20 protein-coding genes are annotated in these 20,893 nt (G+C 64.1%); 1 reads left to right on the top strand and 19 read right to left on the bottom strand.

Going from position 1 to position 20,893, the window contains the following annotated elements; translation table 11 throughout:
• Positions 1-52: 52 nt before the first annotated feature.
• From AC4BAR_RS07775 to AC4BAR_RS07720, 12 genes are all read right to left on the bottom strand, one after another.
• Positions 53-295 (bottom strand): BolA family protein, encoded by a 243-nt coding sequence (locus tag AC4BAR_RS07775; RefSeq protein WP_490627282.1) that lies wholly within the window; start codon positions 293-295, stop codon positions 53-55.
• Positions 296-301: 6 nt separating this feature from the next.
• Complete coding sequence (locus AC4BAR_RS07770) at positions 302-1,057, bottom strand: ABC transporter permease (protein WP_490627281.1); 756 nt, start codon at positions 1,055-1,057, stop codon at positions 302-304.
• Complete coding sequence (locus tag AC4BAR_RS07765) at positions 1,054-1,998, bottom strand: ABC transporter ATP-binding protein (RefSeq protein ID WP_490627280.1); 945 nt, start codon at positions 1,996-1,998, stop codon at positions 1,054-1,056. The genes AC4BAR_RS07770 and AC4BAR_RS07765 overlap by 4 nt, the downstream gene beginning before the upstream one ends.
• Before the next feature lie 110 nt (positions 1,999-2,108).
• Entirely contained in the window at positions 2,109-2,381 is a 273-nt protein-coding gene (locus tag AC4BAR_RS07760) for an STAS domain-containing protein (RefSeq protein ID WP_490627279.1), read from the bottom strand.
• A 2-nt stretch (positions 2,382-2,383) separates the two neighbouring features.
• Positions 2,384-3,013, bottom strand: a complete 630-nt coding sequence (locus tag AC4BAR_RS07755) for an MlaC/ttg2D family ABC transporter substrate-binding protein (RefSeq protein ID WP_490627278.1) — start codon at positions 3,011-3,013, stop codon at positions 2,384-2,386.
• Between the two features lie 97 nt (positions 3,014-3,110).
• On the bottom strand, positions 3,111-3,872 hold the full coding sequence (locus AC4BAR_RS07750) for an MlaA family lipoprotein (protein ID WP_490627277.1): 762 nt from the start codon (positions 3,870-3,872) through the stop codon (positions 3,111-3,113).
• Positions 3,869-4,369, bottom strand: a complete 501-nt coding sequence (mlaD, locus tag AC4BAR_RS07745; protein WP_490627276.1) for an outer membrane lipid asymmetry maintenance protein MlaD — start codon at positions 4,367-4,369, stop codon at positions 3,869-3,871. The genes AC4BAR_RS07750 and mlaD overlap by 4 nt, the downstream gene beginning before the upstream one ends.
• A 10-nt stretch (positions 4,370-4,379) precedes the next feature.
• A complete protein-coding gene (gene mlaE, locus AC4BAR_RS07740; RefSeq protein ID WP_490627275.1) occupies positions 4,380-5,162 on the bottom strand; it encodes a lipid asymmetry maintenance ABC transporter permease subunit MlaE in 783 nt (260 codons plus the stop codon).
• Positions 5,162-5,980, bottom strand: coding sequence for an ABC transporter ATP-binding protein (locus AC4BAR_RS07735; protein ID WP_490627274.1), 819 nt, complete (start codon positions 5,978-5,980; stop codon positions 5,162-5,164). The genes mlaE and AC4BAR_RS07735 overlap by 1 nt, the downstream gene beginning before the upstream one ends.
• A 58-nt stretch (positions 5,981-6,038) precedes the next feature.
• Complete coding sequence (locus AC4BAR_RS07730; RefSeq protein ID WP_490627273.1) at positions 6,039-7,505, bottom strand: glutamate synthase subunit beta; 1,467 nt, start codon at positions 7,503-7,505, stop codon at positions 6,039-6,041.
• Between the two features lie 23 nt (positions 7,506-7,528).
• Complete coding sequence (locus tag AC4BAR_RS07725; protein ID WP_490627272.1) at positions 7,529-12,259, bottom strand: glutamate synthase-related protein; 4,731 nt, start codon at positions 12,257-12,259, stop codon at positions 7,529-7,531.
• A gap of 163 nt (positions 12,260-12,422) precedes the next feature.
• Positions 12,423-13,130, bottom strand: coding sequence for a transposase (locus tag AC4BAR_RS07720; protein WP_490627271.1), 708 nt, complete (start codon positions 13,128-13,130; stop codon positions 12,423-12,425).
• Between the two features lie 152 nt (positions 13,131-13,282).
• Between AC4BAR_RS07720 and AC4BAR_RS07715 the strand changes: the two genes are divergently transcribed.
• The gene (locus AC4BAR_RS07715) at positions 13,283-13,879 is read left to right on the top strand and encodes an OmpW/AlkL family protein (RefSeq protein ID WP_490627270.1); all 597 of its coding nucleotides are present in this window, start codon (positions 13,283-13,285) and stop codon (positions 13,877-13,879) included.
• Positions 13,880-13,913: 34 nt separating this feature from the next.
• Here the strand turns inward: AC4BAR_RS07715 and AC4BAR_RS07710 are convergent, their stop codons facing one another.
• From AC4BAR_RS07710 to AC4BAR_RS07680, 7 genes are all read right to left on the bottom strand, one after another.
• Positions 13,914-14,504: a DUF1415 domain-containing protein gene (locus tag AC4BAR_RS07710; protein ID WP_490627269.1), complete on the bottom strand. Its 591-nt coding sequence runs from the start codon at positions 14,502-14,504 to the stop codon at positions 13,914-13,916.
• Positions 14,501-15,643 carry a deoxyguanosinetriphosphate triphosphohydrolase gene (locus tag AC4BAR_RS07705; protein ID WP_490627268.1) on the bottom strand — a complete coding sequence of 381 codons (1,143 nt, stop codon included), beginning with the start codon at positions 15,641-15,643 and terminating at the stop codon, positions 14,501-14,503. Before AC4BAR_RS07705 ends, AC4BAR_RS07710 begins: the two co-directional genes overlap by 4 nt.
• Before the next feature lie 39 nt (positions 15,644-15,682).
• Positions 15,683-16,816, bottom strand: coding sequence for a 3-dehydroquinate synthase (aroB, locus tag AC4BAR_RS07700; RefSeq protein ID WP_490627267.1), 1,134 nt, complete (start codon positions 16,814-16,816; stop codon positions 15,683-15,685).
• Positions 16,817-16,881: 65 nt separating this feature from the next.
• On the bottom strand, positions 16,882-17,418 hold the full coding sequence (locus tag AC4BAR_RS07695) for a shikimate kinase (protein WP_490627266.1): 537 nt from the start codon (positions 17,416-17,418) through the stop codon (positions 16,882-16,884).
• 114 nt (positions 17,419-17,532) lie between these two features.
• On the bottom strand, positions 17,533-19,671 hold the full coding sequence (locus AC4BAR_RS07690; protein WP_490627265.1) for a type IV pilus secretin PilQ: 2,139 nt from the start codon (positions 19,669-19,671) through the stop codon (positions 17,533-17,535).
• The gene (locus AC4BAR_RS07685; RefSeq protein ID WP_490627264.1) at positions 19,668-20,216 is read right to left on the bottom strand and encodes a pilus assembly protein PilP; all 549 of its coding nucleotides are present in this window, start codon (positions 20,214-20,216) and stop codon (positions 19,668-19,670) included. The genes AC4BAR_RS07690 and AC4BAR_RS07685 overlap by 4 nt, the downstream gene beginning before the upstream one ends.
• The gene (locus AC4BAR_RS07680) at positions 20,213-20,890 is read right to left on the bottom strand and encodes a type IV pilus inner membrane component PilO (RefSeq protein WP_490627263.1); all 678 of its coding nucleotides are present in this window, start codon (positions 20,888-20,890) and stop codon (positions 20,213-20,215) included. Before AC4BAR_RS07680 ends, AC4BAR_RS07685 begins: the two co-directional genes overlap by 4 nt.
• Positions 20,891-20,893 lie beyond the last annotated feature (3 nt).

The following is a 20,893-nucleotide window of genomic DNA, read 5'->3' as shown; positions in this document are numbered from 1 at the left end:
AGCGCCGCCACCGGGCGGTCGTGCTGGCCAACGCGCCAACGCCGGCAGGGGGTCAATGGGCCTTGGCGGCCCACTCGGCGGGGGTGTAGGTCTTCATCGACAAGGCATGCACCTCGTCGGTCTGTATTTTCGCACCGAGCGTGGCATAAACCCGCTGGTGGCGTTTGATCAGGCGCTGGCCCTCGAATTCGGCCGACACCACGGTCGCATACCAGTGCCGGCCGTCGCCGCTCAATTCCAGGTGCTCGCAGGCCAGGCCGTTGGCGATGATGGTGCGCAGTTCGTCGGCGGTCATGGGTCTTTATCCTCGAATCTTGTAACCGGTGCGCAGCAGCTGCATGGCCACCGCACTGGCGGCCAGCAGGGCCAGCACCACGATGGCCAGGCTGGCCCAGGGGGAGACGTCGCTGACACCAAAAAACCCGTAGCGGAAGCCGTCGATCATGTAGAAAAACGGGTTCAGGTGGCTGACCTTCTGCCACACCGGTGGCAGCGAATGGATGGAATAGAACACGCCGCTCAAAAAGGTCATGGGCATGATCAAAAAATTCTGGAAGGCCGCCATCTGGTCGAACTTTTCGGCCCACAGGCCGGCAATCAGGCCCAGCGTGCCCATCAGCGCGGCCGCCGACAAAGCGAAAACCACGATCCACAGCGGTGCAGCCACCGGCAACACCGTCATCCACGAGGTGACGGCCAACACCCCCAGGCCCACCGCCAGCCCACGCACCACCGAAGAGCCCACGTAGGCGGCAAACCAGTGCCAGTGGCTCAACGGGGTGAGCAGCACAAACACCAGGTTGCCCATGATCTTGCTCTGGATCAGCGAGGACGAGCTGTTGGCAAAGGCGTTCTGTAGCACGCTCATCATCACCAGGCCAGGCACCAGGAAGGCGGTGTAGCTGACCTGGCCATAGACCTTGACATGGTCTTCCAGCACGTGGCCGAAGATCAGCAGGTAGAGGGCGGCGGTCAGCACCGGCGCGCCCACGGTCTGGTAACGCACTTTCCAGAAGCGCATCACCTCTTTGTAGAGCAGGGCTTTCCAGCCGGTCATGCGGAAGCTCCCACCGGTGTTGCCGGGCGTGGCGCATTCCCGCCAGCGGCCATCACGTCCAGGAACACGTCTTCCAGGTCGGCCTTGCGGATCTCCACATCCTCCACCGCCACGTTGGCCGCGCGCAGCAGCGCCAGGTGCTGCTCGATCTCGTGGGCGTCGTGGGCCGGCAGCTGCACGATGCGGCCGGTCACCCGGGCCCGATCGGCCAGCGCGGCCGGCAATTCGGCATCGGTCTTGAAGCACAACACGTTGTTGACCGAGGACTTCAGCAAGGCGCTGGTGCTGTCCAGCGCCACCACCTGGCCGCGCTTGAGCATGGCGATGCGGCCACACAAGGCTTCGGCCTCTTCGAGGTAATGGGTGGTCAGCAGCACGGTGTGGCCTTGTTTGTTGAGTTTGGCAATGAACTGCCACAGCGTTTGCCGCAACTCCACGTCCACGCCGGCGGTGGGCTCGTCGAGCACGATGACCGGCGGCTTGTGCACCAGGGCCTGGGCCACCAGCACCCGGCGCTTCATGCCGCCCGACAGCTGGCGCATGTTGGCCTGGGCCTTGTCGGCCAAACCCAGGCTGTCCAGCAGCTCGTCAATCCAGGCGTCGTTGCCGGTCACACCGAAATAGCCCGACTGCATCTTCAGGGTCTCGCGAACGTTGAAGAAAGGATCGAACACCAGTTCCTGCGGCACCACCCCCAGCCGACGGCGGGCCTGGGCATAGTCGGTGCGCACGTCGGCACCCTGCACCAGCACCCGGCCGCTGCTGGCCCGCGCCAGGCCGGCCAGGATGCTGATCAAGGTGGTTTTGCCGGCGCCATTGGGGCCCAGCAGGCCGAAAAACTCACCCTCTTCGATGTCGAAAGACACGCTGTCCAGCGCTGGCACCGTGCCACGCGCCGACAGGTAAGTTTTGGACACCGACTGGAATGAAATGGCGGGCATGGGGACTGGGATTTTAGAGGGCCGGGCGCCGACAGGAAGGCGCAGGGGCTTGGGGCCACCGTCGCAGCCCCAAGCCCCTGACCGGGTTCAAACGGAATGAGACCGGCTTTTCAGGCCGCTTCCGGCAGCAATTCGGCCACACCGTACAGCGTGGCCAGGGTGCGCAGGCGCTCGGGCATGGCCCGCACCACCAGGGATTTTCCCGCCGCCGTGGCCTCACGCCGGCAGGCCAGCAGCACCGCCAGCGCGGCCGAGTCAAAGTTCTGCAGCGCCGCTGCATCGACCTCGACCACCCCACCCGCCTGGGACCGCAGCTCCGGCCGCAGGCCACCCAAACAGGACTCGGCCTGGGCCTGGGTCAACTCGACGGGCAAGGCCAGCATGCTCAGGCCTTTTTCTGGTTGGACTTGTTGCGCGAGGCCAGCGATTCGATCAGGCCATCGACGCCCTTGGCGTTGATTTCCTGGCTGAACTGGCCACGGTAGGTTTCCACCAGCCAGACGCCCAGCACATTGATGTCGTAAATCTTCCAGCCTGCACCGGCGCCAGGGGTTTTTTCCAGGCGGTAGTCGAGCTGGATGGGGTTGCCCTTGCCACGCACTTCGGTGCGGACCACGACTTCCTTGTCATCGGGGCTGCCGCGGAAGGGCTTGAGGCTGATGGTCTGGTCGCTCACCTGGGCCAACGCGCCCGAGTAGGTGCGCACCAGCAGGGTCTTGAACTCTTCCTGCAGGCGCTTTTGCTGCTCGGGCGACGCTTCGCGCCAGGCCCGGCCCACGGCCGAGGCCGTCATGCGCTGGAAGTTCATGTTGGGCAGCACCTTGCTGTCGACCAGCTCGATCACCCGGGCGGTGTCGCCACTCTTGATGGACTTGTCAGCCTTGACCGCGTCCAGCACCTCGTTGGCCATGCGCTGGATCAGCGCTTCGGGCGCCTCGTCGGCGGCCAGGGCCATGCCAGACACACTCAGGGCCACCAGGCCGGAACACAGGGCGGTAAACAATCGTCGTTTCATGTCAATTCCTCTTTCGCGCAACGGCGCACACAGTCAACGCCTCAGACCTTACCACCGACGACAGGCTCACGCTTGGTAACAACAGGCCACCCGGGCTTCACTTGTCTGCGCCACCCTCGGAAGAGCCGGCGCTGTCCGGCGCCAACAGGTTGCGGCGGCGCTGCAGGTAGGCGTCGCGGGTGAAAGCGTATTTGTCGAGTGCCGCCTGGTCCAGCAAGGTACCGGCGTCCAGAAAGGCCGAGCGCTTGTCGACGATGTTGAGTGCGTAGACCGTGTTGCGGGTGCTGATGTCGCCGATGCCACTGATGGGGCTGCCATTGGTTTCAATGCCGGTGGCCAGGCTGTCGCGCAGCGTAGACGGGCCCAGCAGCGGCAGCACGATGTAGGGCCCGGAGCCCACGCCCCAGCGGCCCAGCGTCAGGCCAAAGTCTTCGTTGTATTTCTCGATGCCGGCTTCGCTGGCGATGTCCAGCAACCCGCCCAGGCCCAAGGTGGAGTTCAGGGCAAACCGGATGAAGGTCTCCCCCGCGGCCTGGCCTTTGAGCTGCAGCACGCTGTTGACAAAGGTCCAGACATCGCCGAGGTTGCTGAAGAAGTTGCTGACGCCGGTGCGCACCAGTTCGGGCACCACGGCGACATAGCCGGTGGCCACCGGCTTCAGCACCAGGCGGTCGGCCTCGTCGTTGAAACGGGTCACGCCGCGGTTGAAGCCCTCGAAGGGGTCGCGCTCGTCGCCACCGGGGCGGGTGGCACAGCCGGAGGCCATGGCCAGCAGCGCCACCATCAGCAGGCCGGTGAGCCAGCGGGTCAGCGACAGGCCGACAGGCGCGGCAGGGGAGGCGATGGAACTGGGCGTCATTTTTTGCCCTCACTCTCTTTGGCAGGGGATTTGGTGTCGGCGCCGTCGGCGGCCTTGCTGTACAAAAACTGGCTGATCAGGTTTTCCAGCACCACCGCGGACTGGGTCTGGGTGATCAGGTCACCGGCACCGAGGTTTTTCTCGTCGGCACCGGCCTCGATGCCGATGTACTGCTCACCCAGCAGGCCGGCGGTGAGGATTTTCAGCGAGCTGTCTTTGGGGAACACGTAGCGGCTTTGCATCGCCAGTGTGATGCGAGCCTGGAAGGATTTGGGGTCAAAGCCGATGGATTCGACTCGGCCCACCACCACACCGGCGCTCTTGACCGCGGCGCGGGGCTTGAGCCCACCGATGTTGTCGAACTTGGCGTCCACCTTGTAGGTGGATTCGAAATTCAGGCTCAGCAGGTTGGCCGACTGCAGGGCCAGAAACAGCAGGGCGGCCGCGCCAATCAGCACAAACAAACCCACCCAGATGTCGTTTTTCGAGCGTTCCATAGCCAATTCCTTAAATGCTGAACATCAGCGCGGTGAGCACAAAGTCCAGACCCAGCACCGCCAACGAAGCCACCACCACCGTGCGGGTGGTGGCGTGCGACACCCCCTCCGGCGTGGGTTGGGCCCGGTAACCCTGCAGCAACGCCACAAAGGTCACCGTCACGCCGAACACAAAACTCTTGAGCACGCCATTGCCGACATCACGCCAGACGTCCACCCCGCCCTGCATCTGGCTCCAGAAGGCGCCAGCGTCCACACCGATCATCAGCACACCCACCGCCCAGCCGCCCAGCACACCCACCGCACTGAACACCGCCGCCAGCAGCGGCATGGTGATCACGCCAGCCCAGAAGCGCGGCGCCAGGATGCGGCGCACCGGGTCAATGGCCATCATCTCCATCGCGCTGAGTTGCTCACCGGCCTTCATCAGGCCGATCTCGGCGGTCAGCGAGGTGCCGGCCCGGCCAGCGAACAGCAGGGCGGTGATGACCGGCCCCAGCTCACGCACCAGACTCAGCGCCACCAGCAGGCCCAGGGCCTCGGTGGAGCCGTAGCGCTGCAGGGTGTAGTAGCCCTGCAGACCCAGCACAAAGCCGACGAAAAGGCCGGACACGGTGATGATGGCCAGCGAGAAATTGCCAAGGAAGTGGACCTGGTCGCGCACCAGGCCGAAACGGCCCAGGCAGGCCGGCCCGGCCGTCACCAATCGGAAAAACAAACGCGTGGCATAACCCAGGCCGGCCAACAGGCCGCGGGTGGAGAAGCCGACCTGGGCGGGACGCAGCCAACCCATCATCGCGCCGCCCCTTGGCCAAAATCGTCGCCGATCGGGCTGGCCGGGTAATGGAAGGCCACCGGGCCATCGGGCAGCGCATGGACAAACTGGTGCACCAGCGGGTTGCTGCTGTGGCGCACCTCTTCGGGCGTGCCCTCGGCGGCGATGCGGCCGTTGGCCAGGATGATGACCTTGTCGGCGATGTGGAAGGTTTCTTCCAGGTCGTGTGACACCACCACGCTGGTGATGCCCAGGGAGTCGTTGAGCTGGCGGATCAGCCGGGCCGCCGTGCCCAGCGAGATCGGGTCGAGGCCGGCGAAGGGCTCGTCGTACATCACCAGGTCGGGGTCCAGCGCAATGGCCCGGGCCAGGGCCACCCGACGCGCCATGCCGCCCGACACCTGGCTGGGCATCAGGTCACGGGCGCCGCGCAGGCCCACCGCGTTGAGTTTCATCAGCACGATGTCGCGCACCAGGGCTTCCGACAAACCGGTGTGTTCGCGCAGCGGAAAAGCCACGTTGTCGAACACGCTGAGGTCGGTGAACAGCGCGCCGAACTGGAACAGCATGCCCATGCGCCGGCGCATCGCGTACAGGCCCTGGGCGTCCAGCTGGGCCACGTCACGCCCATCCACCAGCGCCTGGCCCGACTGGGCCCGGTACTGGCCGCCGATCAGCCGCAGCACCGTGGTTTTGCCGCCACCGGACGCGCCCATCAAGGCCGTGACCTTGCCACGCGGGATGGTCAGCGTCACCCGGTCGAGGATGACCCGCTCCCCGTACCCGAAGGTCAGGTCGCGAAACTCCACAAGGTTGTTGCTGGGGGCTGAGGTCATGAATGAAAAAGGCCGGTCGAGGCCGGCCCTGTTGATGATACGGGAATCCCCCTGCCCTTTACCGGGGCAGGTCCGAGTAACCCATCAGGAACTCGTCCACCGCGCGGGCGGCCTGGCGGCCTTCGCGTATGGCCCACACCACCAGGCTCTGACCGCGGCGGATGTCGCCGGCGGCAAACACCTTGGCAACGTTGGTGGCATAGCCCCCGTCGAATTCGGTCGTGGCCTTGGCATTGCCCCGGTTGTCCTTCTCCAGGCCAAAAGCCTCGAGGATGGACGCCACCGGCGACACAAAACCCATGGCCAGCAGCACCAGGTCGGCCTTCAGCACCTGCTCGGAGCCGGCCACCTCGACCATCTTGCCGTCTTTCCACTCGACACGAACCGTTTGCAGGCCGGTGACCTTGCCTTTTTCACCGATCAGCGCCTTGGTGGAGATGGCGAACTCGCGCTCGCAACCTTCTTCGTGGCTGGAGCTGGTGCGCAGCTTGACCGGCCAGTAAGGCCAGGTCATGGGCCGGTTTTCTTCCACCGGCGGCTGGGGCAGCAGCTCGAACTGGGTCACGCTGGCCGCGCCATGGCGGTTGCTGGTGCCCACGCAGTCGCTGCCGGTGTCGCCACCGCCGATGACGATGACATGCTTGCCGTCGGCCCGCAGCTGGCCCTTGAGCTTGTCGCCGGCGTTGACCTTGTTCTGCTGCGGCAGGAATTCCATCGCGAAATGCACGCCGTCCAGGTCGCGGCCGGGCACCGGCAGGTCGCGCGACTGCTCGGCCCCACCGGCCAGCACCACCGCGTCGAAGTCTTTTTGCAGCTGCTCCGGGCTGATGGTTTCCTTGGCCCAGTTGGTGACCTTGGAGTCCTTGGGCAGGTGGCCCACCATCACGCCGGTGCGGAAAGTCACGCCTTCTTTTTGCATCTGCTCGACCCGGCGGTCGATGTGCGACTTCTCCATCTTGAAGTCGGGGATGCCGTAGCGCAGCAGGCCGCCGACACGGTCGTTCTTCTCGAACACCGTCACGTCGTGGCCGGCGCGGGCCAGCTGCTGGGCCGCCGCCATGCCGGCAGGGCCGGAGCCAACCACGGCAACCTTCTTGCCGGTCTTGTGCTTGGGCAGCTGGGGCGCAACCCAACCTTCGGCCCAGGCGCGGTCGATGATGGCGTGCTCGATGGACTTGATGCCCACCGCGTCGTCGTTCACGTTCAGCGTGCAGGCGGCCTCGCAGGGTGCGGGGCAGATGCGGCCGGTGAACTCGGGGAAGTTGTTGGTGCTGTGCAGCACCGTGATGGCGTTCTGCCAGTCGCCCGAATACACCAGGTCATTGAAGTCCGGAATGATGTTGTTGACTGGGCAGCCGTTGTTGCAGAACGGCGTGCCGCAGTCCATGCAGCGCGCGGCCTGCACCTTGGCCTGTTTGTCGTCCAGGCCGATGACGAATTCTTTGTAGTTCTTGAGACGCTCGCCCACGGGCTTGTAGCCCTCTTCGACGCGCTCAAACTCCATGAAACCGGTGACTTTTCCCATGATCTGAGTCCTGTGGTGTCTGTTTACTTCGAAGCCGCGGCTTCTTTGGCAACCGGCTTGGCCGGCTTGACGGCGGCTTGCGCCTTGTTGCGGGCATGGATTTCACCCAGGGCACGCTTGTACTCGGTGGGGAAAACCTTGACGAACTTCAGCCGTGCCTCGGCCCAGTTGTCCAGCAACTCGCGGGCCCGCTTGCTGCCGGTCCAGCGGTTGTGGTCTTCCAGGAGCTTCTTCAGCTGGGCCTCGTCGGTCTGACCACGGTGCCAGATGGCGGGGTCGATGCCGGCTTCCTGCTCCTTGATGGTCAACACCTTCTCCAGCGTGACCATGGCGGTGTTGCAGCGTTTGGCGAACTGGCCGTCTTCATCAAAGACGTAGGCGATGCCACCGCTCATGCCGGCGGCAAAGTTGCGGCCGGTCTTGCCCAGTACCGCCACGGTGCCGCCGGTCATGTATTCACAACCGTGGTCGCCCGTGCCTTCCACCACCGCGGTGGCGCCGGACAGGCGCACCGCAAAGCGCTCGCCACCGACGCCGCTGAAGAAGGCTTCGCCGGTGGTGGCACCGTACAGCGCGGTGTTGCCGATGATGGTGTTGCTGGTGGCCACACCACGGAAGTCGATGCTGGGGCGCACCACCACGCGGCCGCCGCTCAAGCCCTTGCCGGTGTAGTCGTTGGCGTCACCGATCAGGTACAGCGTGATGCCGCGGGCCAGGAAGGCGCCGAAGGACTGGCCACCCGTGCCCTCGAGCTGGATGCGGATGGTGTCGTCGGGCAGGCCTTCGGGGTGGACCTTGGTCAGTGCACCGGACAGCATGGCGCCGACCGAGCGGTTGACGTTGCGGGCCACTTCGATGAACTGGACCTTCTCGCCCTTGTCGATGGCGGCGCGCGACTTGGCGATCAGCACGTTGTCCAGGCTCTTTTCGAGGCCGTGTTCCTGGTTCTCGACGTGGTAGCGCGGCACATCGGCCGGCACGTTGGGCTGGGCGAACAAACGGCTGAAGTCCAGGCCCTGGGCCTTCCAGTGCTCAATGCCCTTCTTGGTGTCGAGCAGGTCGGCACGACCAATCATGTCGTCGAACTTGCGGATGCCCAGCTGGGCCATGATCTGGCGCACTTCTTCGGCGATGAAGAAGAAGTAGTTCACCACATGCTCGGGCTTGCCGGAGAACTTCTTGCGCAGCGTCGGGTCTTGCGTGGCCACGCCCACAGGGCAGGTGTTGAGGTGGCACTTGCGCATCATGATGCAGCCCTCAACCACCAGCGGTGCGGTGGCGAAGCCGAACTCGTCGGCGCCCAGCAGCGCGGCAATCGCCACGTCGCGGCCGGTCTTCATCTGGCCGTCGGCCTGGACCCGGATGCGGGCGCGCAGGCGGTTCAGCACCAGGGTCTGCTGGGTTTCGGCCAGGCCGATTTCCCAGGGGCTGCCGGCATGCTTGATGGACGACCAGGGCGAGGCACCGGTGCCACCGTCATGGCCGGCGATCACCACATGGTCGCTCTTGCACTTGGCCACGCCCGCGGCGATGGTGCCCACACCCACTTCGGACACCAGCTTGACGCTGATGCTGGAGTGCGGCGCCACGTTTTTCAGGTCGTGGATCAGCTGGGCCAGGTCTTCGATGGAGTAGATGTCGTGGTGCGGCGGTGGCGAAATCAGGCCCACCCCGGGCACCGAGTAACGCAGCTTGCCGATGTAGTCGGACACCTTGCTGCCGGGCAGCTGGCCGCCCTCGCCGGGCTTGGCACCCTGGGCCATCTTGATCTGGATCTGGTCGGCGCTGCTCAGGTACTCGGCGGTCACACCGAAGCGGCCCGAGGCCACCTGCTTGATCTTGGAGCGCAGCGAGTCGCCGGCCTGCAGCGGGTAGTCGGCCTCGATCACGTCCTTGCCGATGATGCCGGCCAGCGTGGCACCCTGCTTGATCGGGATGCCCTTCAACTCGTTGCGGTAACGCACCGGATCTTCACCGCCTTCGCCGGTGTTGCTCTTGCCGCCGATGCGGTTCATGGCCACAGCCAGCGTGGCATGGGCCTCGGTGGAGATGGAGCCCAGCGACATGGCGCCGGTGGCGAAACGCTTGACGATCTCGGCCGCCGCTTCCACCTCGTCGACCGGGATGGCCTTGGCCGGATCGAGCTTGAACTCGAACAGGCCACGCAACGTCAGGTGGCGCTTGTTCTGGTCGTTGATGATCTGGGCGTATTCCTTGTAGGTGCTCCAGTTGTTGGCGCGGGTGCTGTGCTGCAGCTTGGCGATCGCGTCGGGCGTCCACATGTGGTCTTCACCACGCACCCGCCAGGCGTATTCGCCACCGGTGTCCAGCATCGAGGCCAGCAACGGGTCGTCGCTGAAAGCGGCCTTGTGGGTGCGAATGGCTTCCTCGGCGATGTCGAACACGCCGATGCCCTCCACGCGGCTGGCGGTGCCGGTGAAGTACTTGGCGATGGTCTCGCTGCTCAGGCCGATGGCCTCGAACAGCTGGGCACCACAATAGCTCATGTAGGTGCTCACGCCCATCTTGGACATGATCTTGGACAAGCCCTTGCCGATGGCCTTGACGTAGTTGTAGATGGCCTTGTCGGCGCTCAGATCGCCCGGCAGGTTGGCGTGGATGGACGCCAGCGTCTCCATCGCCAAATAAGGATGCACGGCTTCGGCGCCATAGCCAGCCAGCACGCCGAAGTGGTGCACCTCGCGGGCCGAGCCGGTTTCCACCACCAGGCCGGCGGTGGTGCGCAGGCCTGCCACCACCAGGTGCTGGTGAATGGCCGACAGCGCCAGCACCGCGGGAATGGCCACCTGGGTGGGCGAGACCGCACGGTCGCTGATGATCAGGATGTTCTTGCCACCCTTGATGGCATCCACCGCCTCGGCGCACAGCGAGGCCAGCTTGGCTTCCACGCCCTCATGGCCCCAGGCCAGCGGGTAGGTGATGTCCAGCGTGGCGCTGCGGAACTTGCCCTGGGTGTGGGTATCGATGTCGCGCAGCTTGGCCATGTCGGCAAAGCTCAGGATGGGCTGGCTGACTTCCAGCCGCATCGGCGGGTTGACCTGGTTGATGTCCAGCAGGTTGGGCTTGGGGCCGATGAAGCTCACCAGCGACATCACGATGGCCTCGCGGATCGGGTCGATCGGCGGGTTGGTCACCTGGGCGAACAACTGCTTGAAGTAGTTGTACAGCGGCTTGTTCTTGTTGGACAGCACGGCCAGCGGGCTGTCGTTGCCCATGGAGCCGATGGCTTCTTCGCCGGCTGCGGCCATGGGCGACATCAGGAACTTGATGTCTTCCTGGGTGTAGCCAAAGGCCTGCTGGCGGTCCAGCAGCGTGACGTTGCTTTCGTTGGCGGTGGCAGGCTCACCGCCGCCGGCCACGTCGTCGAGCTTGATGCGCAGGTTCTCGATCCACTGCTTGTAGGGTTTGCTGTTGGCGAGGTTGGACTTGAGTTCCTCGTCGTCGATCATCCGGCCCTGTTCCAGGTCGATCAGGAACATCTTGCCGGGCTGCAGACGCCATTTGCGGACGATCTTGTTCTCCGGCACCGGCAGCACGCCGGACTCGGAGCCCATGATGACCAGGTCGTCGTCGGTCACGCAGTAGCGCGAGGGGCGCAGGCCGTTGCGGTCCAACGTGGCGCCGATCTGGCGGCCGTCGGTGAAAACGATGGAGGCCGGGCCATCCCAGGGCTCCAACATCGCGGCGTGGTACTCGTAGAAGGCCTTGCGGCGCTCGTCCATGGTGGTGTGCTGTTCCCAGGGTTCGGGAATCATCATCATCACCGCCTGGCTGATGGGGTAGCCGGCCATGGTCAACAGCTCAAGGCAGTTGTCGAAGGTCGCGGTGTCGGACTGGTCGGCAAAGCTGATGGGGTAGAGCTTTTGCAGGTCGGCCGCCAGCACCGGCGAGGACATCACGCCTTCGCGTGCCTTCATCCAGTTGTAGTTGCCCTTGACGGTGTTGATTTCACCGTTGTGCGCCACATAGCGGTAGGGGTGGGCCAGCGGCCACTCGGGGAAGGTGTTGGTGGAGAAGCGCTGGTGCACCAGGCCCAGGGCCGACACGCAGCGCGGGTCTTGCAGGTCCAGGTAATAGGTGCCGACCTGGTCGGCCAACAGCAGGCCCTTGTACACCACCGTCCGGCTGGACATGCTGGGCACGTAGTATTCCTTGCTGTGCTTCAGGTGCAGGTTCTGGATGGCGGCGCTGGCGGTCTTGCGGATCACGTACAGCTTGCGCTCCAGCGCGTCCTGCACGATCACGTCGTTGCCGCGGCCGATGAAGACCTGGCGCAGCACCGGCTCCTTTTCGCGCACGGTGGGCGACATCGGCATCTGCAGGTTGACCGGCACGTCGCGCCAGCCCAGGAGCACCTGGCCTTCGGCCTTGATGGCACGTTCCATCTCCTGCTCACAGGCCAGCCGGCTGGCGTGTTCTTTGGGCAGGAAGATCATGCCCACGCCGTATTCGCCGGGGGGTGGCAGCGCCACACCTTGCTTGGCCATTTCTTCGCGGTACAGCGCGTCGGGCAGCTGGATCAGGATGCCGGCGCCGTCGCCCATCAGCTTGTCGGCACCCACCGCACCCCGGTGGTCCAGGTTTTCCAGAATCTTCAAGCCCTGCTGAACGATGGCGTGGGATTTCTCGCCACGGATGTGGGCCACAAAGCCCACGCCACAGGCGTCATGCTCGTTGGCACCCGAGTACAGGCCGTGTTGTTGAAGGTGCTTGATTTCAGCTGCCGTGGTCATGGCGCTCTCCTAAGATTCGCAGGGGTTGGAAGCATAGTGCACTGCAACAACAATGCCAAGCAGAATAAATAGGGTCAGATTCCAATTAAATCGGACAGGAAAATTTTTAGATTAATTGGGGACATATTATATCCATCGACCAACACCCCTCGAAGGCGGACACTCAGTCGGCCGTCGGGGTAGTGCGCGGCACCGCCGGCCGCCCGGCCTTGGCTTTGGCCACCCGCCGGGGGGTCTGTTTCTGCAACTGGGCCAGGAACGCCGGCTCGCCCAGGGCCCAACCGGAAAGCACCGAATCGGTCAGCGCGGTGCGCGTCTCTGGTGCAAGCCCCGCGGCCACCTGCTGGGCATAAGCCGCCTCGCGGGCGAACGGCGTGTTGCCCAGGGTCCAGTAAACGGCGTGGGGGGTCACCAAGGGGTCATGACGCAGGCCGGTGTAATGGCCATGGCTGCTCCAGGGGTGGTCGGCCGGCTCGGCGCACAGGCTGGCACGCACCGGGTGCAGGTCCAAATGGGCCATACAGGCCAGCAAGTAGCGTTCGGGCTGGATCACGGTGGCGCGGTACCGCCCCTCCCACAGGGTGCCGCTGCGGCCATGGCGGTCATTGAAGTGGCGCACATAGCGCCGGCCCACCGCCTGCATCATCCGCGGCAGACCTTCTTGGGTCTGCGGCGTGGCCAGCAGGTGGAAATGGTTGTCCATCAGCACATAGGCGTGAACCGCCACTTCGCAGGCCTTGGCGTGTTCGGCCAGCAGGGCCAGCATGGCCTGACGGTCGACCAGGTCCACAAAAATGGGCTGGCGGTTGTTGCCCCGCTGCAGCACATGGTGGGGCAGACCGGGCACGGTGAGGCGGGGGAGGCGGGCCATGGCACAAGGGAGCGAACGTGAGCCATCTTAAAGCCGGTGCACATTGCGCCGGCGTCGAGGCCGTGGCTTGATGCATCGCAAAGACCATTCCGTCGAGAAGGTTTTCAATCGGCGCTGGGAATCCTCCCGGCTCAACAACAAACGTTCACCCGATGCACAAACTTCTTCTCCCCTTGGCCCTGGCCCTCACCACCCTGTCTGGTACCACCCATGCACAGACCTCACCGGAAGGCCCATGGATGGTGCGCGCCCGCGTGGTGCACATGAACAGCAGCAACAGCGATGCCACCGGTCTGGGTCTGGCCATCAATGACAAGACCATTCCCGATGTCGACGTCAGCTATTTCTTCAGCCCCCACCTGGCGGCTGAGTTGCTGCTGACGGTGCCGCAAAAACACACCGTCAGCGCCAACGGCAGCGCGATCGGCTCGCTCAAGCACCTGCCGCCCACGCTGTTGCTGCAGTACCACTTCAACCTGGCCGGTGTTCGGCCTTATGTGGGCGCCGGCGTGAACTACACGCGCTTTTCCAGTGTCGACGTGCTCGGTGGCGCGGCGACCACAGAAAAGCACAGCTGGGGCCCTGCGCTCCAGGTGGGTGTGGACATCCCGCTGCAGGACCACCTGTACTTCAACCTGGACCTGAAGAAGATCCACATCCGCACCGATGTGTTTGCCGGTGGCAACAACCTGGGCAACTTCAAAGCCGACCCGCTGTTGCTGGGTGCGGGCCTGGGCTGGCGCTTCTGAGTCGTTGGCGCTAAGGGGCGAAACCCCCAAACCGTCAGGTCGAGCCAGGCGGGTCTTGCGGCACCGGCCCCACGTCGAGTGCCACCCAACCCGACAGGCCCAGGCGCTCCAGCGTCACGATGTTGTTCTCGTAGATGGCGTCGGTGTCGGGGAACGCGTCCACCGCCCGGCCCACGCTGGCTTCGCGCAGCAGGTGCAAGATGGGGTAAGGCGAGCGGTTGCTGAAGTTGCCGATGTCGTCGGGCGCGGTGCCGGCAAACTGGTACTGCGGGTGGAAGCTGGCGATCTGGATGGCATCGCCCAGGCCCAGTTCATCAAGCACCGCGTCGGCTGCGCCCAGAAAGTCGTTGAAGTCCAGAAAATCGGCCAGCATGGCCGGCACGATCAGCAAGCTGGTGTCACGCACGGCCGGGTCGGTGGCCACCAGCTCGCGCAAGGCCTGGGCCAGCGCGTCACTCAAAGCCTCATCGTCCTGCGCCAGCGTCACCTCGAAATGCACCTGGCCCTTGACATGGACCGCCTTGGCAAAAGGGCACAGGTTGAGGCCAATCACCGCCCGGGTCAGCCAAGCCTCGGTGCGGGCCAGCACCTGGGTCACATCCACCACGGGTGGGACCAAGCTCACACCAGCACCCGGCGGCCGGTCAGGCGCTCGTGTTCTCGCGAGGCAAAGCGGTCGGTCATGCCGGCAATGTAGTCGGCCACCGCACGGGGCCGATTGGACTGGGCAGCAAAAGCCGGCTTCATCTCTTGCGGCGCAGCCAGATAGGCGGCAAACAGCTCACTCACCACACTCTGGGCCTGCACCGTGGTGGCTGTGACCTGCGGGTGGCGGTAGAGGTTGCGCAGCAGGAACTGCTTGAGCACCACCGATTGGGCCCGCATCTCTTCACTGAAGCGCACCAGCGCCGGCGAATGGCGCACCTCCTCGACCTGGCGCGGGCCCGAGGCCAGCAGCGCAGCCCGGGTGGTGTCGATGACGTCGTACACCTGGGCGCTGAGCATGCGGCGTATGGTCTCGAACAGCACCCGACGGCCCTGCAGCTCAGGGTGATCGGCCAGCGTCTGGCGGCGATGCATGTCGAACAGCGGCACGGCCTCCAGCTGCGCCAGCGTGATCAGCCCCGAGCGCACACCGTCGTCGATGTCGTGGGCGTTGTAGGCAATCTCGTCGGCCAGATTGGCCAGTTGCGCTTCCAGACTGGGCTGCAAGGGCGCGCCCTCCCCGCCCAGGAAACGCTGGGCCAGGCCATGGGGCTCACGCGTCTCCAGCCGCTGGGCGTTGCGCCGCGAGCAGTGTTTGAGGATGCCTTCGCGCGTTTCAAAGCTGAGGTTCAGGCCATCGAACTGCGGGTAGCGCTCTTCCAGCGAATCCACCACGCGCAGGCTCTGCAGGTTGTGCTCAAAGCCACCGTGCTCGGCCATGCAGGCGTTCAACACGTCCTGCCCGGCGTGGCCGAACGGGGTGTGGCCCAGGTCATGGGCCAGCGCAATCGCTTCCACCAGGTCTTCGTTGAGCGCCAGCGCGCGGGCAATAGAGCGGCCGAGCTGGGCCACTTCCAGCGAATGGGTGAGCCGGGTGCGGAACAAATCCCCTTCGTGGTTCAGAAACACCTGGGTCTTGTAGACCAGGCGGCGAAAGGCGGTGGAATGGACAATACGATCGCGGTCGCGCTGGAAGGCAGTGCGGGTGGGTGCGGCCGGCTCGGCATGGCGCCGGCCGCGGGACTGGCCCGGATCGCAGGCGTAGGGGGCCAGGGACATGCCGTCAGCCCTGGCGTCCGCACCGACCGGCGACGCTGCTCATAGCGCACCAGCCGTTTCAGGCGCGTCAAGGGTGCAGGCGTTGATCACCTCGGTCACCAAGGCATCGGGTGCACCACGCACCACCGCCTTGCCAGGCCCATCGATCACCACAAAGCGGATTTCCCCCGCCTCGGCCTTCTTGTCGACCCGCATCAACTCAAGGTAGCGCTGGGCGTTGTTGGCCGCCAGCCGGGGCGCCCGTACCGGCAGGCCGGCACGGGCCACCAGGGTGGTCAGGCGCTGCACAAAGGCCGCCTCCACCAAACCCAGGCGCTGCGACAGCGTGGCCGCCATCACCATGCCGCAGCCCACCGCCTCGCCATGCAACCAGGCACCGTAGCCCATGCCGGCTTCGATGGCATGACCGAAGGTGTGGCCGAAATTCAGGATGGCGCGCAGGCCGGCTTCGCGTTCGTCCTGGCTGACCACCCAGGCCTTGATCTCGCAGCTGCGCCGCACCGCGTGGGTCAGCGCCGCCATGTCGCGCGCCACCAGGGCATCCATGTGGGCCTCGATCCAATCGAGAAAGGCCATGTCGGCAATGGGCCCGTACTTGATGACCTCGGCCAGCCCGGCCGCCATCTCGCGCGGCGGCAGGGTGTGCAACGTGGACAGGTCGCACACCACCCGTTGCGGCTGGTAGAACGCACCGATCATGTTCTTGCCCAGCGGGTGGTTGATGCCGGTCTTGCCGCCCACCGACGAGTCCACCTGCGACAGCAGGGTGGTGGGCACCTGCACAAAGGGCACGCCCCGCATGTAGCTGGCCGCAGCAAAGCCGGTCATGTCGCCCACCACACCACCGCCCAGGGCGAACAGCACCGTCTTGCGATCGGCCTCGTGCGACAACAGTCCGTCAAAAATGAGGTTCAGTGTTTCCCAGGTCTTGTGGGCCTCGCCATCGGGCAGCACCACGGTGTGCACCTTGGCGTAGCGCGGTGCCAGCGCGGCACGCAAACGCGCGCCGTACAACGGGTCCACCGTGGTGTTGCTGACGATCAGGGCCGTGGAGGCCTTGGGCAGACCAGCCCAGGTGGCGCTGTCGTCCAGCAACGCGGGGCCGATGAGGATGGGGTAGCTGCGGTCGCCCAGGTCGATCTGGAGCTGCTCGGCGGCAATCGGTACTTGCATGGCCCAAGTTTAGGCGATGGGCATGGCCACAGTCGCACACGGACTCTGGCGCAGGCCCCATCCGGTCAGGACTTGGGCAGAGACGGCGCCGCCCCCCCGGAGAGGTCCAGCTGCATCGCGATCATGTTGACCAGGGTGGCCACCGAGGGCCGGCCGGTGTCGATGGAAAAGTGGGCGGTTTCGCGGTACAGCGGATCGCGCACTTCAAACAGGTCACGCAGTTTGGTCATCGGATCCTGGACTTGCAGCAACGGCCGGGTGGTGTCGCGGCGCAAGCGACGGTACAACTCTTCGGGCGAGGATCGCAGGTAGATCACGCGACAGCGGCTGCGCAGATATTCGCGGTTGATCGGCCGCAACACGCTGCCGCCACCGGTGGACAACACGACATCGGTGCGTTGCGTCAACTCATCCAGCACGTCGGCCTCGATGTCGCGGAAGGCTAACTCACCTTCGCGCTCGAAGAGAGTGGCAATCGAACACCCCAGGCGCTGCTCAATCACATGGTCCGAATCAATGAACGGCAAGTCCAGGCGCTTGGCCAGGTGCCGACCCACCGTGGACTTGCCAGACCCCGGCAAACCAATGAGTGCAACGTTCAAGAATTCCCCAGTCATCCCGAGGCTTCATGCCATCACCGTGTAGCCAAAGAAGCGCGACGTGCGAGGCGTGCAGCCTGTTGGGGAGCGGCCTTCATTCAGCCGCCCCACAGGGATTTATCGAATGGTGGCCCGATCGGAAATCATCTTGGGGGTGATGAACACCAGCAGTTCCTGCTTGTTGGCGATGCGGGAACGCGACTTGAACAAGTTGCCCACCCCAGGAATATCGCCCAGCAACGGCACCTTGGTTTCGCTGTCGGCTTCGTTCAATTCGAAGATACCGCCAATCACCACCGTACCGCCGTTTTCCACCAACACCTGGGTCTTGATGTGCTTGGTGTTGATGGCAAAACCGGCTGCTGTGGCCTGACCCACTGTGTCTTTGTTCACATCGAGGTCCAGGATGATGTTGCCCTCGGGCGTGATCTGCGGCGTAACCTCCAACTTCAGATTGGCTTTGCGGAAGGCAATCGCCGTCGCACCACTGGAGGTGGCCAACTGGTAGGGCAGCTCCGTGCCCTGCTCGATCAAGGCCTTGGTCTGGTCGGCCGTCACCACACGCGGGCTGGACACCACCTTGCCTTTGCCATCGGCTTCCAGCGCCGACAACTCCAGGTTCAAAAACCGGTTGGCAGCCGAGCTGAACAAGGAGACGGCAAACAAAGCGGGGTTGTAGCCGTTCTGGCCCACCGCCGGCAAGTTCACAAACTGGGTGTTGGTGGTTGTAAGGCTGCCGCCTGTCGCCTGGTTTGTGGTGGACGAAACGGCGTCATAACTGCCCCCAAAGCCAATGCGGTTCTGGTCATAAGTGCCATTGTTGCGCGTGCTGTAGCCACCCAGACGCACACCCAGCGACTTACCAAAAGTGTCGGACGCCTCCACAATGCGGGCCTCAATCATCACCTGCCGCACGGCAATGTCCAATTTGGCCAACAACTGCTGAACACGTTCCAACGTGGCCGGGATGTCGGTGACAAAAATCTGGTTGGTGCGAGGTTCGCTGATGACACTGCCACGGGGGGAAATGATGCGCGCGCCCACAGCAGCGCCACCCGTTGCACCACCGGTGGCGGTGAGCTGGGTCGCGATGTCTGCCGCTTTGGTGTAGTTGAGTTGGAAACTCTGGGTTCGCAGCGGTTCGAGGTTGGCAATGGCCGCCTTAGCTTCCAGGTCCAGCTTTTCCTTGGCGGCCAGTTCGTCCTTCGGTGCGATCAACAGCACATTGCCGGTTTTACGCATGCCCAGGTTTTTGGCCTGCAGAATGATGTCCAGCGCCTGGTCCCAGGGAACATCCTTCAGCCGCAATGTCACCGAGCCCGACACAGAGTCCGAAGTGATGATGTTGAAATTGGTGAAGTCGGCAATCACCTGCAGCAGGGACCTGACCTCGATGTTTTGGAAGTTCAGCGACAGTTTTTCACCGCTGAAGGTCGGTCCTTGAGTCAGCTTAGAGGGGTCGACCCGCTGTGGGCGAACCTCCACCACAAACTGGCTGTCGCTTTGGTAGGCGCTGTGCTCCCACAAGCCAGTGGGCTCCACCACCATGCGCACCCGATCGCCCACCTGGGTGGTGGTGACGGTCTGCACCGGTGTGCCGAAGTCCGCCACATCCAGGCGACGACGAAGCCCCTCGGGCAGGGAGGTCTTCATGAAATCCACCACCAAGGTGGGGCCTTGCTGTTTGATGTCCACGCCCACCTGGTTGTTGGCCAGGTCCACCACGATGCGACCGCTGCTGCCGGTTCCACGCCGGAAGTCAATGTCACGCAAGGGCAATGTGTCGTTGTTTCTGTTTTCGGCAAAGATGGCTGGCGCTTGTTTGGACGCCGCCACCGGGGCTGCCACGGGGTTGGTGGGGTCCAACAGGACAAGCAAGGTTTTGCCATCCATCTGGGTTCTGTAGCCCGCCGACTGCTTCAGGTTGAGCACCACCCGCGTTCGTTCACCCGCCTGCACCACGTTGATGGTCTTCAAATTGCCCTGGTTGATGTCCACCGACGAGCGACCCGAGTTGTTGACCACGCCAGGAAAATCCAGTGCAATCCGGGCCGGCGACTGGATTGCAAACCCCGTCGGAGGGACAGTCAAGGCCTCGGACAACTCGATGCGAATCACCTCTGAGCCGCCCTGAATGGCGCCACTGACCGACTCGATTCGGGTTTGGGCGACAGCGGAGAAAGCCACGCCCAGCAGCAAGCCGGCCAAACCTGTGCGCAGGACGCCACGTCCTTGGGTCCAGATATCGATCATCATTTTGTTTTCTCCTGCAACTGCAGCGTGGCTGCCCGCTCAATCCATTCGCCGGCTGCGTCTTGCACGATCTCACGCAGCACCATCTGGGTTTCGGTGATCTGGGTGATTCGGCCGTAGTTTTGCCCAACGTAATTCCCCACCCGGGACTGGTAAATCAGGTTATCCACCCTGAGCAAGGCCATGGGCTGTTTGTCACGCACCAGGCTGCCCACCATGGCAATGGCATCCAAGGGAAACGCCTCCAGGGCCTCTTTGCGGCGCCGCAACTCAGGTGCCACCAAGGCCGCGCTGGCCGTCTGGGCCGCCGACTCCCGCTTCAATGCCTGCGTCAGCTTCTGAACACTGAAGGGCTCGACCGCACGCTCCTGTGTGTAATTTTGCGGCGTGAATTTCTTCGGCTCCGAGACTGGCTCGATCTTGGGACGGGTCTGGTTACGTTGCTCCGTCATCCATTGCTGCAATTCCTCGGTACCGGAATTGCCGCAGCCCGCCAATGCCAGCATGGCGCCCATCAGGCCCAATGCGCCCACACAACGCGCGATCATTTCTTGCCTCCCGGTGGCACCGCTTTGCGCTGTGCGGCGATCTCGTCGGTGTCCAGGTAACGGAAGGTGCGCGCCGTCGCGTCCATGGCCAGCATGCCGTCACGGCCAGAAGTCACCGTGAGGTTGCTCAGCGTCACGATGCGGGACAGGCCGGCAATGTCGGCCGCAAACGACCCGATGTCGTGGTACTTGCCGACCACACGCACCGAGATGGGCAGTTCAGCGTAATACTCCTTGACACTGACCTGCCCTGGTCTGAACAGCTCAAACTGCAGGCTGCGGCCCAATCCGGCCTGGTTGATGTCGGACAACAAAGCATCCATTTCGGCCTTGCTCGGCAATTGCTTTTCCAACTGTGTCACATATTGCAGGACCTGCTCTCTTTGCTTCAGCAGGGCCTCAAAATTCACCACCTGAGCAACCTTTTTCTTGTAGTCCTCACGCAGCGCCAACTCCTTTTTTTGCTCGTTCTCCAGCGTCACGTCGTAGTCGCTCAGCCAGGCATACCAGAGCGCACCGACCACGAACACCACCACCAGGGCCTGGAGCAGGCAACGGGGCAGCAATGGCCACCCCGAAGGATTTTTCATGTCCAGCCCGCGGAACTGGGCTTGCAACGCCAGCCATTGACCGGCGAGCGGGTTTTTCTTGGGTTGTCGACGACGGGTGGCCATGGT

This window comes from Rhodoferax sp. SPJ4, assembly GCF_058216275.1.
Note: the sequence above shows the minus strand (reverse complement) of the source record. Positions and strands in the feature narration are given on the sequence as shown.